A 14,744-nucleotide genomic window follows, 5' to 3' on the forward strand; every position below is an offset into this window, starting at 1 on the left:
TCACAGGGTCTATGTAAGCATCGCGTGAACGTTCGTCGCCGGCCCTTTCCGCTGATCGTTCGCAGTGCTACATAGGAAGGGTGACCGTCGAGAGCGCCGCCCCGCCGACCGCCCCGGACGCGCCCGTGCGGGACCCCGCGCCGGGGCTCGTGCGGCGCACCGTCGGGCGACGGGGCGTGCGGTACGTCGCGGTCCTCGTCGGGGCCTGGCTGCTGGCCGAGGCGATGGGGCTGTTCGGGGTCCCCGCGCCCGCGCTCCTCGCGGCGCTCGTGCTGGGTGCGACGCTGCGCATGGCGATCGGGCGGGAGGTCGCCGTCCCCGCCGAGGTGAGCCGGTGGACGCAGGCGTTCATCGGCGTCATGCTGGGCGGCTACCTGAATCTGGAGGCGATGCGGGCCGTCGGTCCTGTGCTCGCGCCCTTCCTGGCCATCTCGGTCCTCACCGTCGTCCTCTCCGTCGCCGCAGCCTGGGTGCTCAGCAGGTGGGTCTCCGGGCTCGACCAGCGCACGGCGACACTGGGCCTCATGGCCGGAGGCTCCTCGGCGGTGGTCACCCTCTGCGACGAGCTCGGAGCGCGCAAGGACGTCGTCGGCGTGATGCAGTACTCGCGCGTGCTGCTGGTGAGCCTCACCGCGCCGTTCGTCATGGTGGGCCTGGCCGGCGGCGCCACGGCGTCCTCGCAGTCCTGGCTGCTCGACCTGCAGATCGTGGGGCGCGGCGACCAGGTGGCGGGCCTGTCCACGGCCTTCGTCTTCGCGCTGGCGGGCATGTGGCTCGGGCGCAGGCTGCACCTGCCCGGCGGCGGGCTGATCGGGCCGATGCTCCTGGCCGCCGTGATCGGCGGCGCCGAGCTCACGCGCGGCTTCGCGCCGCAGGGTGCCTTCAAGGAACTGCTGCTCATCGTCGTCGGGCTGGAGGTCGGGCTGATGTTCGACCGGCGCCTGCTGCGCCGGTTGGCGCACCTGCTGCCGGCGATCGCGGGCGGCATCGTCGTCCTGTGCGGGCTGGTCGCGCTCCTCGCCGCCGCAGCGGCGTACCTGACCGGGGTGCCGCTGGCCGACGCCTACCTCGCCACGACCCCCGGCGGTATCAACGCGGTCGTCGCCAGCGCGACCGGCAGTGCCGAGGCCGATATGGCGCTGATCGCGACGGTCCAGAGCCTGCGGCTCATCATCGTGGTGCTCGCGCTGCCGTTGGTGGTGGCCGCGATGAACAGGTGGACGGGCCTCAGGAACTCTCGCGCAGCCGCCACGACGCGTTGACGGGGCCGTGGCCGGCGCCGACGGGGTACGCGGCCGCGAGGGACCGGGTGACCCACTCCTTGCCGAAGGCCACGGCCTCCGGGACGTCGTAGCCGTGCGCGAGCGCGCAGACGGTGGCCGCGCCGAGCGTGTCGCCGGCGCCGTGATCGTGCCGGGTGTTGAGGCGCTGCGCCTCGAACTCGAGGAACTCGGCACCGTCGTACAGCACGTCCGTGCTGGTGGCCGCGGTCCGCAGGTGGCCGCCCTTGACCAGGGCCCACCGCGGCCCGAGGGCGTGCAGGGCGCGCGCAGCGTCGCGCTGCGTGGCCTCGTCGACGACGTCGATGCCGGTGATGAGGCGCACCTCGTCGAGGTTGGGGGTCACCAGGTGCGCGAGCGGGAACAGGCGGCGCAGCAGGGTCTCCAGCGCCTCCGGCGTGAGCAGCGGGTCGCCGCGCTGCGACGCGCAGACCGGGTCGACGAGGAAGGGGATGCGCGCGCCGATCCCGAGTTCCTCGGCGGTGTCGGCGATCGCGTCGATGATCCCCGCGGTCGCGAGCATGCCCGTCTTCGCCGCCCCGATCCCGATGTCCTCCACCACCGCCCGGATCTGGCCCGCCACGGTCTCGGGCGGGATCGGGTGGAAACCGGTGACGCCCAGGCTGTTCTGCACCGTGACGGCGGTGATCGCGCTCGTGCCGTGCACGCCGGCGAGCGCGAAGGTCCGCAGGTCCGACTGGAGGCCTGCGGCGCCGCCCGAATCCGAGCCCGCGATCGTCATCACCCGCACGGGGGTCTCGCCGTCCGCGGGCAGGGGGAGGAACTGCATGGGGTGAGGATACCGCCGGGAACCGGCAGGTCGGCGGGTGCGTCCGCGCGGAAAAGGCGTTGCGGGCGCAATCGCCCGCTCCTATCCTCGACCTGCTCGCCACGCCCGGACGACCGGAAGGAGGTGCGGTATGAGCACGTTCGTCCCCGCTCCGCCGGTGCGGGTCTTCAACGCCGACTACAGCCCGCTCGACGCGGTGCACTGGCAGGACGCCGTGGGCATGATGCTGCGCGAGGTCGCCCTCGCCCTCGAGCCGCACGACCCGCCCAGGGTGCTGCGCTCCCCGAGCACGGTGATCGAGGTGCCCAAGTCGATGCTGCTCGTGCGGTACGCGGCGGTTCCCTACCGTCGCACCGCCGATCACGCGAGCAGGACCGAGATCCTGCGCCGTGACGACCACACCTGCCAGTACGCGGGCTGCGGCGCGCGGGCCACGACGATCGACCACGTCTTCCCGCGCTCCCGCGGCGGCGGCAACACGTGGACGAACCTCGTCGCTTGCTGCGCGGAATGCAACCACCGCAAGGCCGACCGCACGCCGGCCGAGGCGGGCATGCGCCTGGTGCGCGAGCCCTTCCGCCCCGCGGCGGTCTGACCCCCTGCTCCGATTGAACGATGTTTTGGAGATTCCGACCTGCGGTTTTCCTCTCCAAAACATCGTTCAATCGGGGGTGGCGACCGCCCAGAGGGGGTTGACGGGGCCGTGGCCCGCGCCGAGCGGGTACGCCCAGCGCAGGCCCTCGGTGACCCACGCCTTGCCGAAGGCGACGGCGGCCGGCACCGACGCGCCGTGCGCGAGGGCCGCCGTCGTCGCCGCGGCGAGGGTGTCGCCGGCGCCGTGGTCGTGCCCCGTCGGGACCCGCGGCGCCGTGAACGCGATGGACTCGGTGCCGTCGGTGAGCAGGTCCGGGCTCTCCGGCGAATCGCGCAGGTGACCGCCCTTGACCAGTGCCCACTGCGCCCCGAGCGCCAGCAGGGCGTCGGCGGCGGCCGCCTGCGTGGCGGAGTCCACCACGTCGATCCCGGTGATCAGCCGGACCTCGTCGAGGTTCGGGGTGACCAGCGTGGCGCGGGGGACGAGCACGGAGCGCAGCGCGTCGAGGGCCTCGGTCGCGAGTAGCGGGTCGCCGTGCATCGACGCCGCCACCGGGTCGACGACGAGCGGCACCGCACGGCCGTGACCGATGTCCTCCGCGTCCGCCGCGGCGGCGACCGCCTCGATGATCTCCGTGGACGCCAGCATCCCGGTCTTCGCGGCCTCGACGCCGATGTCGCCCGCCACCGAACGGATCTGGGCCGCCACGATCGCCGGCTCGACGCCGCGGAAGTCCTGCACGCCCACGCTGTTCTGCACCGTGACGGCGGTGATCGCCACGCAGGCGTGCAGTCCGAGCACGGCGAAGGTCCGCATGTCGGCCTGGATGCCCGCGCCGCCACCGGAATCCGAGCCGGCGATGGTCAGCACCCGGTGCGGCGCGGAGCCTCGCGGGGCGCTCGGCAGGCGCGACGGTGCGCCGACCGTCACCGTGGTCGGTTCGGATCGGCGATCCGTCATGCCCGGGAGGGCTCCAGCGGGATGTACACGCGCCCACCGGCGTCGGCGAACTCCTGCGACTTCGCCGCCATATCGGCCGCCAGCTTGGCGTCGATGTCCTCCTGCGTCACCAGGTTGTGCTCCTGCGCGTAGGCGCGCACGTCGGCGCTGATCCGCATCGAGCAGAACTTCGGGCCGCACATCGAGCAGAAGTGCGCCGTCTTCGCGGGCTCGGCGGGCAGCGTCTCGTCGTGGAACTCGCGGGCCGTGTCCGGGTCCAGCGACAGGTTGAACTGATCGACCCAGCGGAACTCGAAGCGCGCCTTGGACAGTTCGTCGTCCCGGGACTGCGCACCGGGGTGCCCCTTGGCGAGGTCGGCGGCGTGCGCCGCGATCTTGTACGTGATGACGCCGGTCTTCACGTCGTCGCGGTTGGGCAGGCCCAGGTGCTCCTTGGGCGTGACGTAGCAGAGCATCGCCGTGCCCGCCTGCGCGATGATCGCCGCGCCGATCGCCGAGGTGATGTGGTCGTACGCCGGCGCGATGTCGGTGGCGAGCGGGCCGAGCGTGTAGAACGGCGCCTCCTCGCACAGCTCCTCCTCGAGCCGCACGTTCTCCACGATCTTGTGCATCGGGACGTGGCCGGGGCCTTCGATCATCACCTGCACGCCATAGGACTTCGCGATCTTCGTCAGTTCGCCCAGGGTGCGGAGCTCGGCGAACTGCGCCTCGTCGTTGGCGTCCGCGATGGAGCCGGGGCGCAGGCCGTCGCCGAGGGAGAAGGTCACGTCGTACTCGCGGAGGATCTCGCACAGCTCGCGGAAGTGCGTGTACAGGAACGACTCCTCGTGGTGCGCGAGGCACCACGCGGCCATGATGGAGCCGCCGCGGCTGACGATGCCGGTGACCCGGTTCGCGGCGAGCGGCACGTAGCGCAGCAGCACGCCGGCGTGCACGGTCATGTAGTCGACGCCCTGTTCGCACTGCTCGATCACGGTGTCCCGGAAGATCTCCCAGGTGAGCTTGGTCGGGTCGCCCTTGACCTTCTCGAGCGCCTGGTAGATCGGGACGGTGCCGACGGGGACCGGCGCGTTGCGCATGATCCACTCGCGGGTCTCGTGGATGTCCTTGCCGGTGGAGAGGTCCATGATGGTGTCGCCGCCCCAGCGGGTGGCCCACACCATCTTCTCGACCTCCTCGGCGATGGAGCTGGTCACGGCCGAGTTGCCGATGTTCGCGTTGATCTTGACGGCGAAGGCCTTGCCGATGATGGCGGGCTCCAGCTCCGGGTGCTTGCGGTTGGCCGGGATGACCGCGCGGCCGGCCGCCACCTCCTCGCGCACCTTCTCGGGGTCGAAGCCCTCGCGGGACGCGACGTAGCGCATCTCGTCGGTGATGATTCCCGCACGGGCCCAGGCGAGTTGGGTGCTCGCGCCGTCGACCGGGGCGGGTGTGGTCCAGGCGTCGCGGGTCTTGGGGAGGCCCTCGGCGAGGTCGTGCAGCTGATCCTCGGCGGTGTACTGGGTGTACGGGCCGGAGGTGTCGTAGACGTCGTGGTGATCGCCGTTGGTGAGCGCGATCCGCCGGAACGGGACGTGCAGGTCACCGTCGGTGCCCGGGACGGTGCGGTACCGCTTCTCGGAGCCCTCGATCGGGCCGACGGTGACGGTGGAGACGGGGGTGGACGACGAAACAGGCATGCGGGACTCCTCTTCCCTACGCCGGCATTACCCGGACAGGTTCGTACGGTCGACGCCCGCGATAGACGTCCTCTCAGCTCACTGCGGTGAGCTCCCGTGTGGTGTGCGTTACCGAGGGTAGCGCACACACGGCGGAGTCTCAGGCGATCCGCACGCCCCGCGGCAGGTTCGCCGCGGGAACCCGCAGGCGGCGGGCCGCGAAGGCGAGCCCGAGCCCGCCCAGCGCCAGGTTCGCCAGCAGGCCCCAGTACCAGGAGTGCCCGAGGTAGCCGTCCGTCCGTCGCGGGTCGCCGAAGTCGGAGTAGTAGATGAAGTCATCGCCCGTGGAGAAGCCCGGCCGCCCGCAGGTGCGGTCCTGGTTCGCCGCCGGCGGGGTGCGCATGTCGGACACCCCGTCGGCGATGGTGGCGAGGCCGGATTCGGACGGGATGCGCTGGTCGTCCGACGTGTAGCGGTTCCAGGCTCGGCGGTCCCGGTCGGCGTCGCGGCCGTAGTCCCGTTGCGCGGCGGAGTCCGCGAGGACGACCGCCGGGTTCGGCGCGAGGATCCACCAGACGCGCTCGGTGTGTTCGACGGTGACGTTCGTCCGCTCGATGCGGCAGGTGCCGCTCTCCCCGTTCTCGGAGTACGTCCAGATCGGCCGGTCCGCGGAGACCTCGGTCTTCGTCGCAGGGACCAGCAGGACGGCGATGATCGGAAGGCCGATCAACAGGAACAGCATGGCCAGCTGCGTGACGGCGGCGGAGCCGATCGGTCGAGCGAGCAGCGCGGAGAAGCCGAGACCGATGCCGCAGTAGGACAGGAAGATCAGCGCGGTCACCACGACGCCGAGCACGGAGAAGACGACCGGGTACTCGGCGACGGCGATGGCCCAGATCAGGTACGGCGCCGACACCACGAGCAGGGCGCAGGAGGCGATCCACGCGCCGAGCAGCTTGCCGGTCGCGAGCTGCGCGCCGCTAGCGGGGGTGGCTTGCACGACCGCGAGGGTGGCGTCCTTCCGGTCGCCGTTGATCGATGTCGCCGTCATCGTCGGGGCGATCACCAGCCCGAGGAAGCCGACGAAGCCGAGGACGATGAAGTACAGGTTCTCCTCGAAGGACTGTCGCCCGGATTCGGGAGAGGTGACGGTCATGAACCACAGCAGGCCGAAGACCACGGCGGAGACCACGAGGAAGAACACGCCGAGCAGGACGCGCCAGCGGGTGGCGCGGGTGCGTTGACGGAGTTCCAGTCCGGTGAGCACGCCGACGGTGCGCCACCACTGCGTGAAGCCGTTCATGTGCGATCAGCCTCCAGTGCGAAGTACGAGTCCTCGAGGGCGTTGGTGGCGCGGGCGAACTCGACGATCCGGGCACCGTCGGCGATGCTCTGCGCGAGGTGTGCGGCCGCGTCGGCCTCGGAATCGAAGGTGAGATACGTTCCGCCGCTCGGTGGTTCACCGAGGAGCCGGATCCGCCACCGGGTGACCGCGGACTCCGGCGGCGCCTCGGTGCGGCCGCGCGCCATCATCACCACGTCGTCGACCATCTCGCCGAGCTCGGAGAGGATGTGCGAGGAGACGAGGACGGCGACGCCGCTGTCGGCGAGGGCGCGCAGCGAGTCGCGTAGTTCGAACCGCGAACGCGGGTCCATGCCGGAGGCGGGCTCGTCGAGCAGCAGGATCGGCGGGTGGTGCACCATGGCGCGGGCGAAGCCGAGGCGCTGCTTCTGCCCGCGGGAGAGGACCTGCGCCGGCCGGTCGGCGAACTCGGTCAGGTGCACGCGGGCCAGCAGGTCCGTCGCCCGGGCGCGGGCCTCGCCGGACGGGACGCCGTACAGCTTCGCGAAGGTGGTCAGGATCTCGGTCGGAGTCAGTGAGTCCCAGGTCCCGAAGACGTCGGGCATCCACCCGACGCGGGACCGGAGCGCATCGGGGGCGATGGGCGCACCGTCGAGCTCGATGGCGCCCGACGACGGCTGCAGCAGGCCCGCGAGCATGAGCAGCAGCGTCGTCTTGCCCGCGCCGTTCGGGCCCACCAGTCCGGTGATGCGGCCAGGGGGCAGCGTGAGCGTCGCGTCGGCGACCGCGACGTGCTGTTTGAAGGTCCGCGTGAGCCCGCGGGCGACCAGCGTCATGCGGTTCACAGTAACCGCGTTCCGAAGTTCACGATCGAGAAATGTGACAGATGTGAAAACACCGGTCGCGAGTACGCCGACTTGTCGGGGTTCGGGCGTACGGTGGGGTGATCCGCATCACATGGAGGTGTTCATGGCTGACAAGGTCGAGGTTCCCCCGCCCACGCTGGAACTGGGGGAGTCGTTGCGTCTCTTCGACAATCCGGTGCGCGACCGGTACGAACTCTGGTCGGGCGACGAGCTCATCGGGGTCGAGGGCTACGAGGTCACCGACCACGGTGACGTGATCCTGCTGCACACGGTGGTCATGGAGAAGTTCGGCAAGCAGGGCTTCGCCCGCGCCCTCGTGTCGGGGGTGCTGGACGATCTGCGCTCCCGGAACCGGCGCGTGATCCCCGTGTGCACCTACGTGCGCTCGTTCATCACCCGGTTCCCGCAGTACCAGGACGTCGTCGACTCGGCGGCGCACACCTAGGAGCCGGGACGGCGCAGCGCCCGGACGTACCGGGCGCGCGCCACCTGCTGCGCCACGAGGAGTGCGGGGAACGCCGCGCGCCAGAAGCCGCGCGGCGCGGGCCGGGTCAGCGACCGGATCGTCAGGCGCACGGTGGCGCCGTCGCGGTGCACGACGAAGGCCTCCTCGCCGCGCACCGGATGCCCGGGGAGGGTGCGGTACGAGAAGCCGACCCGTTCAGGGGCGTCCACCACCTCGACGACCTCGACGGGCTCCCGGATCGTGATCCCGGCGACCCGGGCTGTCACCGTCAGCCGCTGGCCGGGTTCGACGGGGCCCGCGGCCGAAACGGCGAAGCCGCTGCGCGTCTTCACCGCCCACCGCAGGACGTCGTGTGCGGCGCGGGCGAAATCCTCGTCGCCGGAGCCGATCACCGTGGTGATCTCCGCGCGACGGTGGTCGGCGGGACCAGGACCCCACGCCGTGGCACCCGGCGCCGTCACTGCGGCTCGGCCCAGTAGTGGTAGCCGTGATGGCGGGTGAAGCCGGCCCGGCGGTACAGCTCCCGCGCGCCGGAGTTGTCGGCGGTGACCTCGAGGAAGACGCGCTGCGCGCCTTCCTCCGCCGCCCGCGCCCGGAGCGCCGCGAGCACGCGGGTGGCGAGGCCCCGTCGACGGTGCTCGGTCGCGACGGCCATCGATCCGATCCCGCCCCACAGCGTCCCCGCCGCGTCCGCGGTGAGCGCGAGGCGCCCGGCGGCGACGGGGGCACCGTCGGGCCCGGCGATCGATGCGAAGAGCGCCGCCCCGTCGACCGAGGTCACGAGGGGCTCGGCCGTGCCGGTGAGCGACAGCCAGGCGCCGTCGGGGGCGCCGGCGAAGCGGACCTCCGGGTCGGCGCCGTCGGCGATGGCCGGCGCGATCAGCACCTCCGTCGGCTGCACGACGGGCGCGAGGCCGGATGCTCCCGGCAGTACGCGGTCGGACAGCGTCAGGCGCAGCGGCAGGTCGCGGGCGGCGTACCAGGCGCGCACCCCGTCGAGCCGGTCGAGCGCGGCGTCGGGGTGCAGGGGCGCGGCGGCGTTCGCGCGGTGCCCGGGCAGGCCCACCGCGGCGCGGCACAGCCAGCCGTCGATCCACTCGCGTTCCACGGACCACCACGACCGGGCGCGCGCCAGGTCCAAGGACCGGATCTCGCTCGCCCGGACGGGGCGCGGCGGCACTGTCTTCCACCGGATGATCTCGGCACGGGGAACGGCGTGCTCGGCGCCGTCGCGGTCGGCGCGGACGAGCAGCGGGTCACCGTCGGACAGCAGGGTGCCGATGACGTCCGAGGCCTGCCCGGACGGCAGCAGCCGCCGGACCACCACCCGGTCGCCGGGCGCGGGCACGTCAGTGACCGAAGGGATCTTCGACGGTGCCGGGCATCCAGGTCAGGCCCGGCACGGTCCAGCCCTGCTTCTTGATGAACTTCTTCGCCTGCCGCGCGTACCGGCCGGTGAGGACGTCGGTGTAGAGGAAGCCGTCGAGGTGGCCGGTCTCGTGCTGCAGCATCCGCGCGAAGAAGCCGGTGCCCTCGATCTCGACCTTCTCGCCGTTGCGGTCGGTGCCGACGACCTTGGCCCAGTCGGCGCGGCCCGTCGGGAAGGACTCGCCCGGGACGGAGAGGCAGCCCTCCCAGTCGTCGTCCGGATCCGGCATGGTCTCGGGGATGTCCGAGGTGGTGAGGACGGGGTTGATGACCTCGCCGCGCCGGCGCTCGCCGGTCTCCTCGTCCGGGCAGTCGTAGACGAAGAGGCGCAGGCCTCGGCCCACCTGATTGCCGGCGAGTCCCACGCCGTTGGCGACGTCCATGGTCTCGTACATGTCGTCCAGGAGGGTCACGATCTCGTCCGACGGCTTGCCGCCCGCGTCCAGCTCGACGGGCGTCGTGGGGGAGTGCAGCACGGGGTCGCCGACGATGACGATGGGGAGAACGGACATGGCATACACGGTAGTCGGGGGCGGTGCGGGCCGCACCGGCGCACCGGGCGTCGTGGGGGCCCGGCGGCGCGGGAGCTGCGCGACACGCGCCCGTAGCCCCGCGACGGCGCCGCCGGCCGTGGTTAGATTGACGCGAACTACAGAAGTGTTATTTCGAATGCGAGGGGAACGCATGGAGGGCGCCGGTGCGGCCGCGCAGAAGACGGTCCGAACTGACGCGCAGCCCGTCGACGAGCGCGGCGACGACGGCCTGACCAGGCGCGAGCACGACATTCTGGCCTTCGAGCGCCAGTGGTGGAAGTACGCGGGCGCCAAGGAGGACGCGATCAAGGAGCTCTTCGGGCTCTCCGCGACCCGCTACTACCAGGTGCTCAACACCCTGGTCGACACGCCCGAGGCACTGGCCGCGGACCCCATGCTCGTCAAGCGCCTGCGCCGCGTCCGCGCCGGCCGGCAGAAGGCCCGCGCCGCCCGCAAGCTCGGCTTCGAGATCACGTGATCCGATACAGTCGGGTGTCGTGAGCACTCAGAACACCCGCGCCGTCCCGATCCGGACCATCATCATGATCCTGATCTCGGCCGCGATCATCCTCGCGGCGGTCGGGGTCCACGGGCTCGTGACCCGCAACGACGATCCCCAGGCAGCGCTCAACGCGCAGGAGGCCAAGATCAAGGCCGCCGCCACCGAGACCGCGGCTCCCGCCGCCGACAAGCCGACGGTGTGCCTGATCTCCGTGGCCAAGGCGCCGGTCGCCGACACGCGCGACAAGCTCACGAAGGCCGGCTTCACCGTGCAGGGCGAGGCCGCCGCGGCCTGGCCGAACCGGCCCGCCGCGCCGCGCGCCACCACCGTGTACTTCGCGGACGGCGGCGAGGACGCCGCCAAGACCGTCTCCACCGCCCTCCCCGGCTCCGCCACCGCCGCCCGCCCCGCCGGGCTCGAGGCGTGCGAGGGCGCGCTCGCCGTCGCCGTCGTGAAAAAGTAGCCGGCGACGGGCGGAGCGGGGTCCTGTCCCTCGCTGCGAGAGCGGCCCCGATATGATTTCGGGCAACACCAGCCCCAGGGCGGCCCAGCCCCGGTAGCCGTCGCATAAGGAGTCATCGATGACGAAGCGTCAGTTCCTCGCCCCGATCGCGATCCTTCCGGTGGCGGCCATCGCCCTGGCCGGCTGTACCACCAACGAGAAGCCCTCGGACACGCCCGGAACGAACCCCGCGGTCGTCACCGGCGCGACGGTGCCCGCGCAGGGCCCCGTCCGCAGCCTGGACCCGAACGCCGCGCACGGCGAGGACAAGCCGGGCGAGAGCTCGCCGTCGGCCGGTGCCGCCGAGGCCTCGCTCGTCAAGCCCGACGGCAGCAGCGCCGGCAAGGCCACCTTCTCGGAGAAGGACGGCGTCGTGGTGATCGACGTCCGCGTGACCGGCCTGCCCGCCGGCTTCCACGGCATGCACATCCACGAGGTGGGCAAGTGCGAGGCGAACTCGGTCGCCAAGAACGGCGCCCCCGGCTCCGCCACCAACTTCGGCTCCGCCGGCGGCCACTGGCAGAAGCCCGGCGCCTCCGGCCACCCCATGACGGGTGACCTCGTCTCGGTCTACGTCAACGCCAACGGCACCGGCCAGACCGTCACCAGCACCGGCGCCTTCACCCTCGCCGACATCAAGAAGAACACCGAGGGCAACGCGCTCATGATCCACGCGGGCCCCGACAACTTCGGCAACATCCCGTCGGCGCGCTACACCAACATCGTCCCGGGTCAGCCCGTGCCGGACGAGACCACCCTCAACACCGGCGACGCCGGCGGGCGGATCGCCTGCGGCGTGATCAAGGTCGGTTAATCATCGAGCCCGTCGCCTTCGAGGCGTCGCCGCGGCCGACGATCGGCGTCGAGTGGGAGTTCGCCCTCGTCGACCGGGAGACCGCGGACCTGGTCAGTCGGGCCGGGGAACTGTTCGACGGCATCCGCGCCACCCATCCGGACATCGCGCCGCAGGTGCATTCGGAGATGCTGCGCAACACCGTCGAGGTGGTGACGGGCGTCTGTGAGAACACCGCGGAGGCGATGGCGGACCTGGCGCGCATCATCGCGGCGGTGCGGGAGACGTCGGACGCGATGGGCGTCGACCTGTTCGGCGCGGGTACCCACCCGTTCGCGCAGTGGAACGCGCAGCAGCTCACGGAGAATCCCCGCTACGACGAGCTGATCGCCCGCACCCAGTGGTGGGGCCGGCAGATGCTGATCTGGGGCGTGCACGTGCACGTCGGGGTGAACCACCGCGACAAGGTGCTGCCGATCATCTCGGCGCTGCTCAACCACTACCCGCACCTGCTGGCGCTGTCGGCCAGCTCCCCGATGTGGGGCGGGCACGACACCGGGTACGCCAGCACCCGCGCGATGATGTTCCAGCAGCTGCCGACCGCGGGCCTGCCCTTCCAGTTCGAGCAGTGGAGCGAGTTCGAGCGGTTCGTGCACGACCAGAAGACCACCGGGATCATCGACCACCTCAACGAGATCCGCTGGGACATCCGCCCCGCGTGCCACCTCGGCACCATCGAGGTGCGGATCTGCGACGGCATGTCGTCGTTCGCGGAGCTCGAGGCGATCGTCGCCCTCATCCACTGCCTCGTCGTGTGGCTGGACTCCCGGCTGGACGCGGGGGAGACCCTGCCGACGCTGCCGCCCTGGCACGTGCAGGAGAACAAGTGGCGCGCCGCCCGGTACGGCCTGGACGCCATCATCATTCAGGACGCGGACAACAACGAGCGCCTGGTGACGGAGGACCTCGACGACCTGCTCGAGCAGCTCGCGCCCGTCGCGGCCCGCCTCGGCTGCTCCCGCGAGCTGGCCGCCGTCGCCGACATCGCCCGCCGCGGCGCCTCCTATCAGCGGCAGCGTGCCGTCGCCGGCGGCGTCTGCAACGTGGACACCTACCGCGACGTGGTGCGGTCGGTGACGAGCGAGCTCGTCCTGCCGTAGCCGCGTGTCGATGCACGCATAGCCGCATGCGTCTTTGTTAACGAAAATGATTCTCGTTAACTTTATCGCGTGCTCACCACCTCGCTCGGCCGTCGCGCCGGCGCCTCCCCGCTGCTCCTCGCCGGAGTGCTCGCAGCGGTCCTCGTCGTGTCGATGGGCATCGCGGTGTCGCAGGGCGCGGCAACGGTGCCGCTCGGCGACGTCCGGCGCCTGCTCTGGGCGGCCCTGACCGGCGGCCCCCTCGCCCGCGAGGACCAGTCCACCTACTCGATCCTCTGGGACCTGCGCGTGCCGCGGGTGCTGCTCGCGGCCCTCGTCGGCGCCGGCCTCGCCATCGCGGGGGTCGCCTGCCAGGCCCTCGTCCGGAATCCGCTCGCCGACCCCTTCATCCTCGGAATCTCCAGCGGTGCGTCCGTGGGCGCCAGCTTCGTCGTCACCACCGGCGTCGTGGCGGGCCTCGGCATCGCCGGCACGGCCGGGGCGGCGTTTGCGACCGCCGTGCTCGCCTCGCTGCTGGTCTACCTGCTCAGCCGGACGGCCGACGGTGCCCTCAGCCCGGTCCGGCTGGTGCTCACCGGCGTGGTGCTCGCCTTCGCCTTCCAGGGCCTCGCGGGCGCGATCGTCTTCTTCGACCCCGTCGGCGACGCCGCGCGGTCCGTGATGTTCTGGCTGCTTGGCGGTCTCGGGGGAGCGCAGTGGTCCGTGCTCCCACTGGTCGCCGTGACGGTGGCGGCGTGCGCCGCCATCACCGGGCGCCTCGCGGGCGTGCTCGACGTCCTGGCGCAGGGCGACGAGGCCGCCGCGGCGCTCGGCCTCGACCCGCACCGCGCGCGCCGAATGCTCTTCCTGGTCATCGTGGTCATGACCTCGGTGCTCGTCGCGATCGCGGGCACGGTCGGCTTCGTCGGGCTCGTCGTCCCGCACGCGGTCCGCATGATCGTCGGCCCGGCGCACCGGGCGGTGCTCCTGCTCGCCCCGCTCGTCGGCGCCCTGCTGCTGGTGTGGGTGGACCTGCTGAGCCGCCTGGTGGTGGCGCCGCGCGAGCTACCGCTGGGCATCGTCACCGCGCTGGTCGGCGTGCCCGTCTTCATCGTCCTGCTGCGGCGCCGCGGCGGACTGCTGGGCGGCGCGGCGTGAGGGTCGAACTGGATCGGATCACCGTGGAGCTCGGCGGAACCCGAGTGCTCCATGACATCTCGCTCGACATCGCCGCGGGTGCGCACGTCGGGCTGATCGGGCCGAACGGCAGCGGCAAGTCGACGCTGCTGCGCTGCCTGTACCGGGCGATCGCCCCCGCCGCGGGGACGGTGCGCGTGGGCGGACGGGACCTCGCAGCGCTGCGCCGGCGCGACGGTGCGCGCCTGGTCTCCGCCGTCACGCAGAGCGAGACCGGGCATCTGGGGTTCACGGCGGAGGAGACGGTGATGTTGGGGCGCTTCGCCCACGGCGACGCCGGCAGCGCCGCCGCGATCGACGCCTGCGAGGCGGCCCTCGTCGCGGTGGACGCCACCGCGCTCCGGCGGCGCAGCGTGCTGGGACTCTCCGGGGGCGAGCGGCAGCGCGTCCTCATCGCCCGCGCCCTCGCGCAGGACACACCGGTCCTCCTGCTCGACGAGCCGCTCAACCACCTCGACGTGCGGCACCAGCTGGACCTGCTGCGCCTGCTCCGGGCGACGACCAAGACGACCGTCACCGCCATCCACGACATCGACCTCGCCGCCCAGAGCTGCGACCGCCTGGTGCTCCTCGACCGCGGCCGGGTGGTCGCCACCGGCACCCCGGGCGAGGTGCTCACGGCCGACCGGATCGCCGAGGTCTACGGCGTGCGGCCCGTGGTCGCCGCGGCCGACACGGGTCCGCCGCGCATCCGCTTCGAACTGTAGAAACCGACCGATCGAAAGGATCGAC

At 72.0% G+C, this 14,744-nt stretch carries 17 protein-coding genes and 1 riboswitch; of the genes, 9 read left to right on the forward strand and 8 right to left on the reverse strand.

Annotated elements, in window-relative coordinates; translation table 11 throughout:
- The first annotated feature begins 80 nt into the window (after positions 1-80).
- The gene (locus WFK95_RS12930; protein ID WP_224645269.1) at positions 81-1,262 is read left to right on the forward strand and encodes an AbrB family transcriptional regulator; all 1,182 of its coding nucleotides are present in this window, start codon (positions 81-83) and stop codon (positions 1,260-1,262) included.
- Here the strand turns inward: WFK95_RS12930 and thiD (WFK95_RS12935) are convergent.
- A complete protein-coding gene (thiD, locus tag WFK95_RS12935; protein WP_224645268.1) occupies positions 1,228-2,070 on the reverse strand; it encodes a bifunctional hydroxymethylpyrimidine kinase/phosphomethylpyrimidine kinase in 843 nt (280 codons plus the stop codon). The two genes, WFK95_RS12930 and thiD (WFK95_RS12935), sit on opposite strands and share 35 nt — an antisense overlap.
- A gap of 130 nt (positions 2,071-2,200) precedes the next feature.
- Between thiD (WFK95_RS12935) and WFK95_RS12940 the strand changes: the two genes are divergently transcribed.
- Positions 2,201-2,665, forward strand: a complete 465-nt coding sequence (locus WFK95_RS12940) for an HNH endonuclease (protein ID WP_336670966.1) — start codon at positions 2,201-2,203, stop codon at positions 2,663-2,665.
- A 66-nt stretch (positions 2,666-2,731) separates the two neighbouring features.
- Here WFK95_RS12940 and thiD (WFK95_RS12945) read toward each other — a convergent pair whose 3' ends face one another.
- From thiD (WFK95_RS12945) to WFK95_RS12960, 4 genes are all read right to left on the reverse strand, one after another.
- Positions 2,732-3,625, reverse strand: coding sequence for a bifunctional hydroxymethylpyrimidine kinase/phosphomethylpyrimidine kinase (thiD, locus tag WFK95_RS12945; RefSeq protein ID WP_224645266.1), 894 nt, complete (start codon positions 3,623-3,625; stop codon positions 2,732-2,734).
- A complete protein-coding gene (thiC, locus tag WFK95_RS12950) occupies positions 3,622-5,304 on the reverse strand; it encodes a phosphomethylpyrimidine synthase ThiC (RefSeq protein WP_224645265.1) in 1,683 nt (560 codons plus the stop codon). Before thiC ends, thiD (WFK95_RS12945) begins: the two co-directional genes overlap by 4 nt.
- Positions 5,300-5,412, reverse strand: a riboswitch (TPP riboswitch). Its footprint overlaps the gene before it by 5 nt.
- A 31-nt stretch (positions 5,413-5,443) precedes the next feature.
- Positions 5,444-6,586: an ABC transporter permease gene (locus WFK95_RS12955; RefSeq protein ID WP_224645264.1), complete on the reverse strand. Its 1,143-nt coding sequence runs from the start codon at positions 6,584-6,586 to the stop codon at positions 5,444-5,446.
- A complete protein-coding gene (locus tag WFK95_RS12960; RefSeq protein ID WP_224645263.1) occupies positions 6,583-7,422 on the reverse strand; it encodes an ABC transporter ATP-binding protein in 840 nt (279 codons plus the stop codon). The genes WFK95_RS12955 and WFK95_RS12960 overlap by 4 nt, the downstream gene beginning before the upstream one ends.
- Positions 7,423-7,555: 133 nt before the next feature.
- Between WFK95_RS12960 and WFK95_RS12965 the strand changes: the two genes are divergently transcribed.
- Entirely contained in the window at positions 7,556-7,897 is a 342-nt protein-coding gene (locus tag WFK95_RS12965) for a GNAT family N-acetyltransferase (RefSeq protein WP_224645262.1), read from the forward strand.
- On the opposite strand, the gene WFK95_RS12970 is transcribed toward WFK95_RS12965, so the two are convergent.
- Genes WFK95_RS12970 through WFK95_RS12980 form a run of 3 tightly spaced genes read right to left on the reverse strand, consistent with a single transcriptional unit; the run spans position 7,894 to position 9,858 of the window.
- Positions 7,894-8,379, reverse strand: a complete 486-nt coding sequence (locus WFK95_RS12970; RefSeq protein ID WP_224645261.1) for a DUF1990 family protein — start codon at positions 8,377-8,379, stop codon at positions 7,894-7,896. The two genes, WFK95_RS12965 and WFK95_RS12970, sit on opposite strands and share 4 nt — an antisense overlap.
- The gene (locus tag WFK95_RS12975; RefSeq protein ID WP_224645260.1) at positions 8,376-9,266 is read right to left on the reverse strand and encodes a GNAT family N-acetyltransferase; all 891 of its coding nucleotides are present in this window, start codon (positions 9,264-9,266) and stop codon (positions 8,376-8,378) included. The genes WFK95_RS12970 and WFK95_RS12975 overlap by 4 nt, the downstream gene beginning before the upstream one ends.
- A 1-nt stretch (position 9,267) precedes the next feature.
- On the reverse strand, positions 9,268-9,858 hold the full coding sequence (locus tag WFK95_RS12980; RefSeq protein WP_224645259.1) for a peptide deformylase: 591 nt from the start codon (positions 9,856-9,858) through the stop codon (positions 9,268-9,270).
- A 172-nt stretch (positions 9,859-10,030) separates the two neighbouring features.
- On the opposite strand from WFK95_RS12980, the gene WFK95_RS12985 reads away from it, so the two are divergent.
- The 6 genes from WFK95_RS12985 to WFK95_RS13010 all read left to right on the forward strand — a co-directional run bounded on the left by WFK95_RS12985 (position 10,031) and on the right by WFK95_RS13010 (position 14,719).
- Entirely contained in the window at positions 10,031-10,357 is a 327-nt protein-coding gene (locus tag WFK95_RS12985; protein WP_224645258.1) for a DUF3263 domain-containing protein, read from the forward strand.
- Positions 10,358-10,376: 19 nt separating this feature from the next.
- Positions 10,377-10,844 carry a LytR C-terminal domain-containing protein gene (locus tag WFK95_RS12990; protein ID WP_308011414.1) on the forward strand — a complete coding sequence of 156 codons (468 nt, stop codon included), beginning with the start codon at positions 10,377-10,379 and terminating at the stop codon, positions 10,842-10,844.
- 118 nt (positions 10,845-10,962) lie between these two features.
- On the forward strand, positions 10,963-11,697 hold the full coding sequence (gene sodC, locus WFK95_RS12995; protein ID WP_224645257.1) for a superoxide dismutase[Cu-Zn]: 735 nt from the start codon (positions 10,963-10,965) through the stop codon (positions 11,695-11,697).
- A gap of 2 nt (positions 11,698-11,699) precedes the next feature.
- On the forward strand, positions 11,700-12,836 hold the full coding sequence (locus WFK95_RS13000; RefSeq protein WP_224645388.1) for a glutamate--cysteine ligase: 1,137 nt from the start codon (positions 11,700-11,702) through the stop codon (positions 12,834-12,836).
- 69 nt (positions 12,837-12,905) lie between these two features.
- The gene (locus tag WFK95_RS13005) at positions 12,906-13,973 is read left to right on the forward strand and encodes a FecCD family ABC transporter permease (protein ID WP_224645256.1); all 1,068 of its coding nucleotides are present in this window, start codon (positions 12,906-12,908) and stop codon (positions 13,971-13,973) included.
- Positions 13,970-14,719 carry an ABC transporter ATP-binding protein gene (locus WFK95_RS13010; protein WP_224645255.1) on the forward strand — a complete coding sequence of 250 codons (750 nt, stop codon included), beginning with the start codon at positions 13,970-13,972 and terminating at the stop codon, positions 14,717-14,719. The genes WFK95_RS13005 and WFK95_RS13010 overlap by 4 nt, the downstream gene beginning before the upstream one ends.
- Positions 14,720-14,744: the final 25 nt, after the last annotated feature.

The organism is Tsukamurella sp. USMM236, assembly GCF_037148755.1.
Lineage (GTDB): Bacteria > Actinomycetota > Actinomycetes > Mycobacteriales > Mycobacteriaceae > Tsukamurella.

What these genes read in the sequence shown, in the direction of transcription:
- thiD (WP_224645268.1), bottom strand. Translation starts at nt 2,070, where the DNA reads ATGCAGTTCCTCCCCCTGCCCGCGGACGGCGAGACCCCCGTGCGGGTG.
- sodC (WP_224645257.1), top strand. Translation starts at nt 10,963, where the DNA reads ATGACGAAGCGTCAGTTCCTCGCCCCGATCGCGATCCTTCCGGTGGCG.
- WFK95_RS12965 (WP_224645262.1), top strand. Translation starts at nt 7,556, where the DNA reads ATGGCTGACAAGGTCGAGGTTCCCCCGCCCACGCTGGAACTGGGGGAG.
- thiC (WP_224645265.1), bottom strand. Translation starts at nt 5,304, where the DNA reads ATGCCTGTTTCGTCGTCCACCCCCGTCTCCACCGTCACCGTCGGCCCG.
- WFK95_RS12980 (WP_224645259.1), bottom strand. Translation starts at nt 9,858, where the DNA reads ATGTCCGTTCTCCCCATCGTCATCGTCGGCGACCCCGTGCTGCACTCC.
- WFK95_RS12985 (WP_224645258.1), top strand. Translation starts at nt 10,031, where the DNA reads ATGGAGGGCGCCGGTGCGGCCGCGCAGAAGACGGTCCGAACTGACGCG.
- WFK95_RS12955 (WP_224645264.1), bottom strand. Translation starts at nt 6,586, where the DNA reads ATGAACGGCTTCACGCAGTGGTGGCGCACCGTCGGCGTGCTCACCGGA.
- thiD (WP_224645266.1), bottom strand. Translation starts at nt 3,625, where the DNA reads ATGACGGATCGCCGATCCGAACCGACCACGGTGACGGTCGGCGCACCG.
- WFK95_RS12940 (WP_336670966.1), top strand. Translation starts at nt 2,201, where the DNA reads ATGAGCACGTTCGTCCCCGCTCCGCCGGTGCGGGTCTTCAACGCCGAC.
- WFK95_RS12960 (WP_224645263.1), bottom strand. Translation starts at nt 7,422, where the DNA reads ATGACGCTGGTCGCCCGCGGGCTCACGCGGACCTTCAAACAGCACGTC.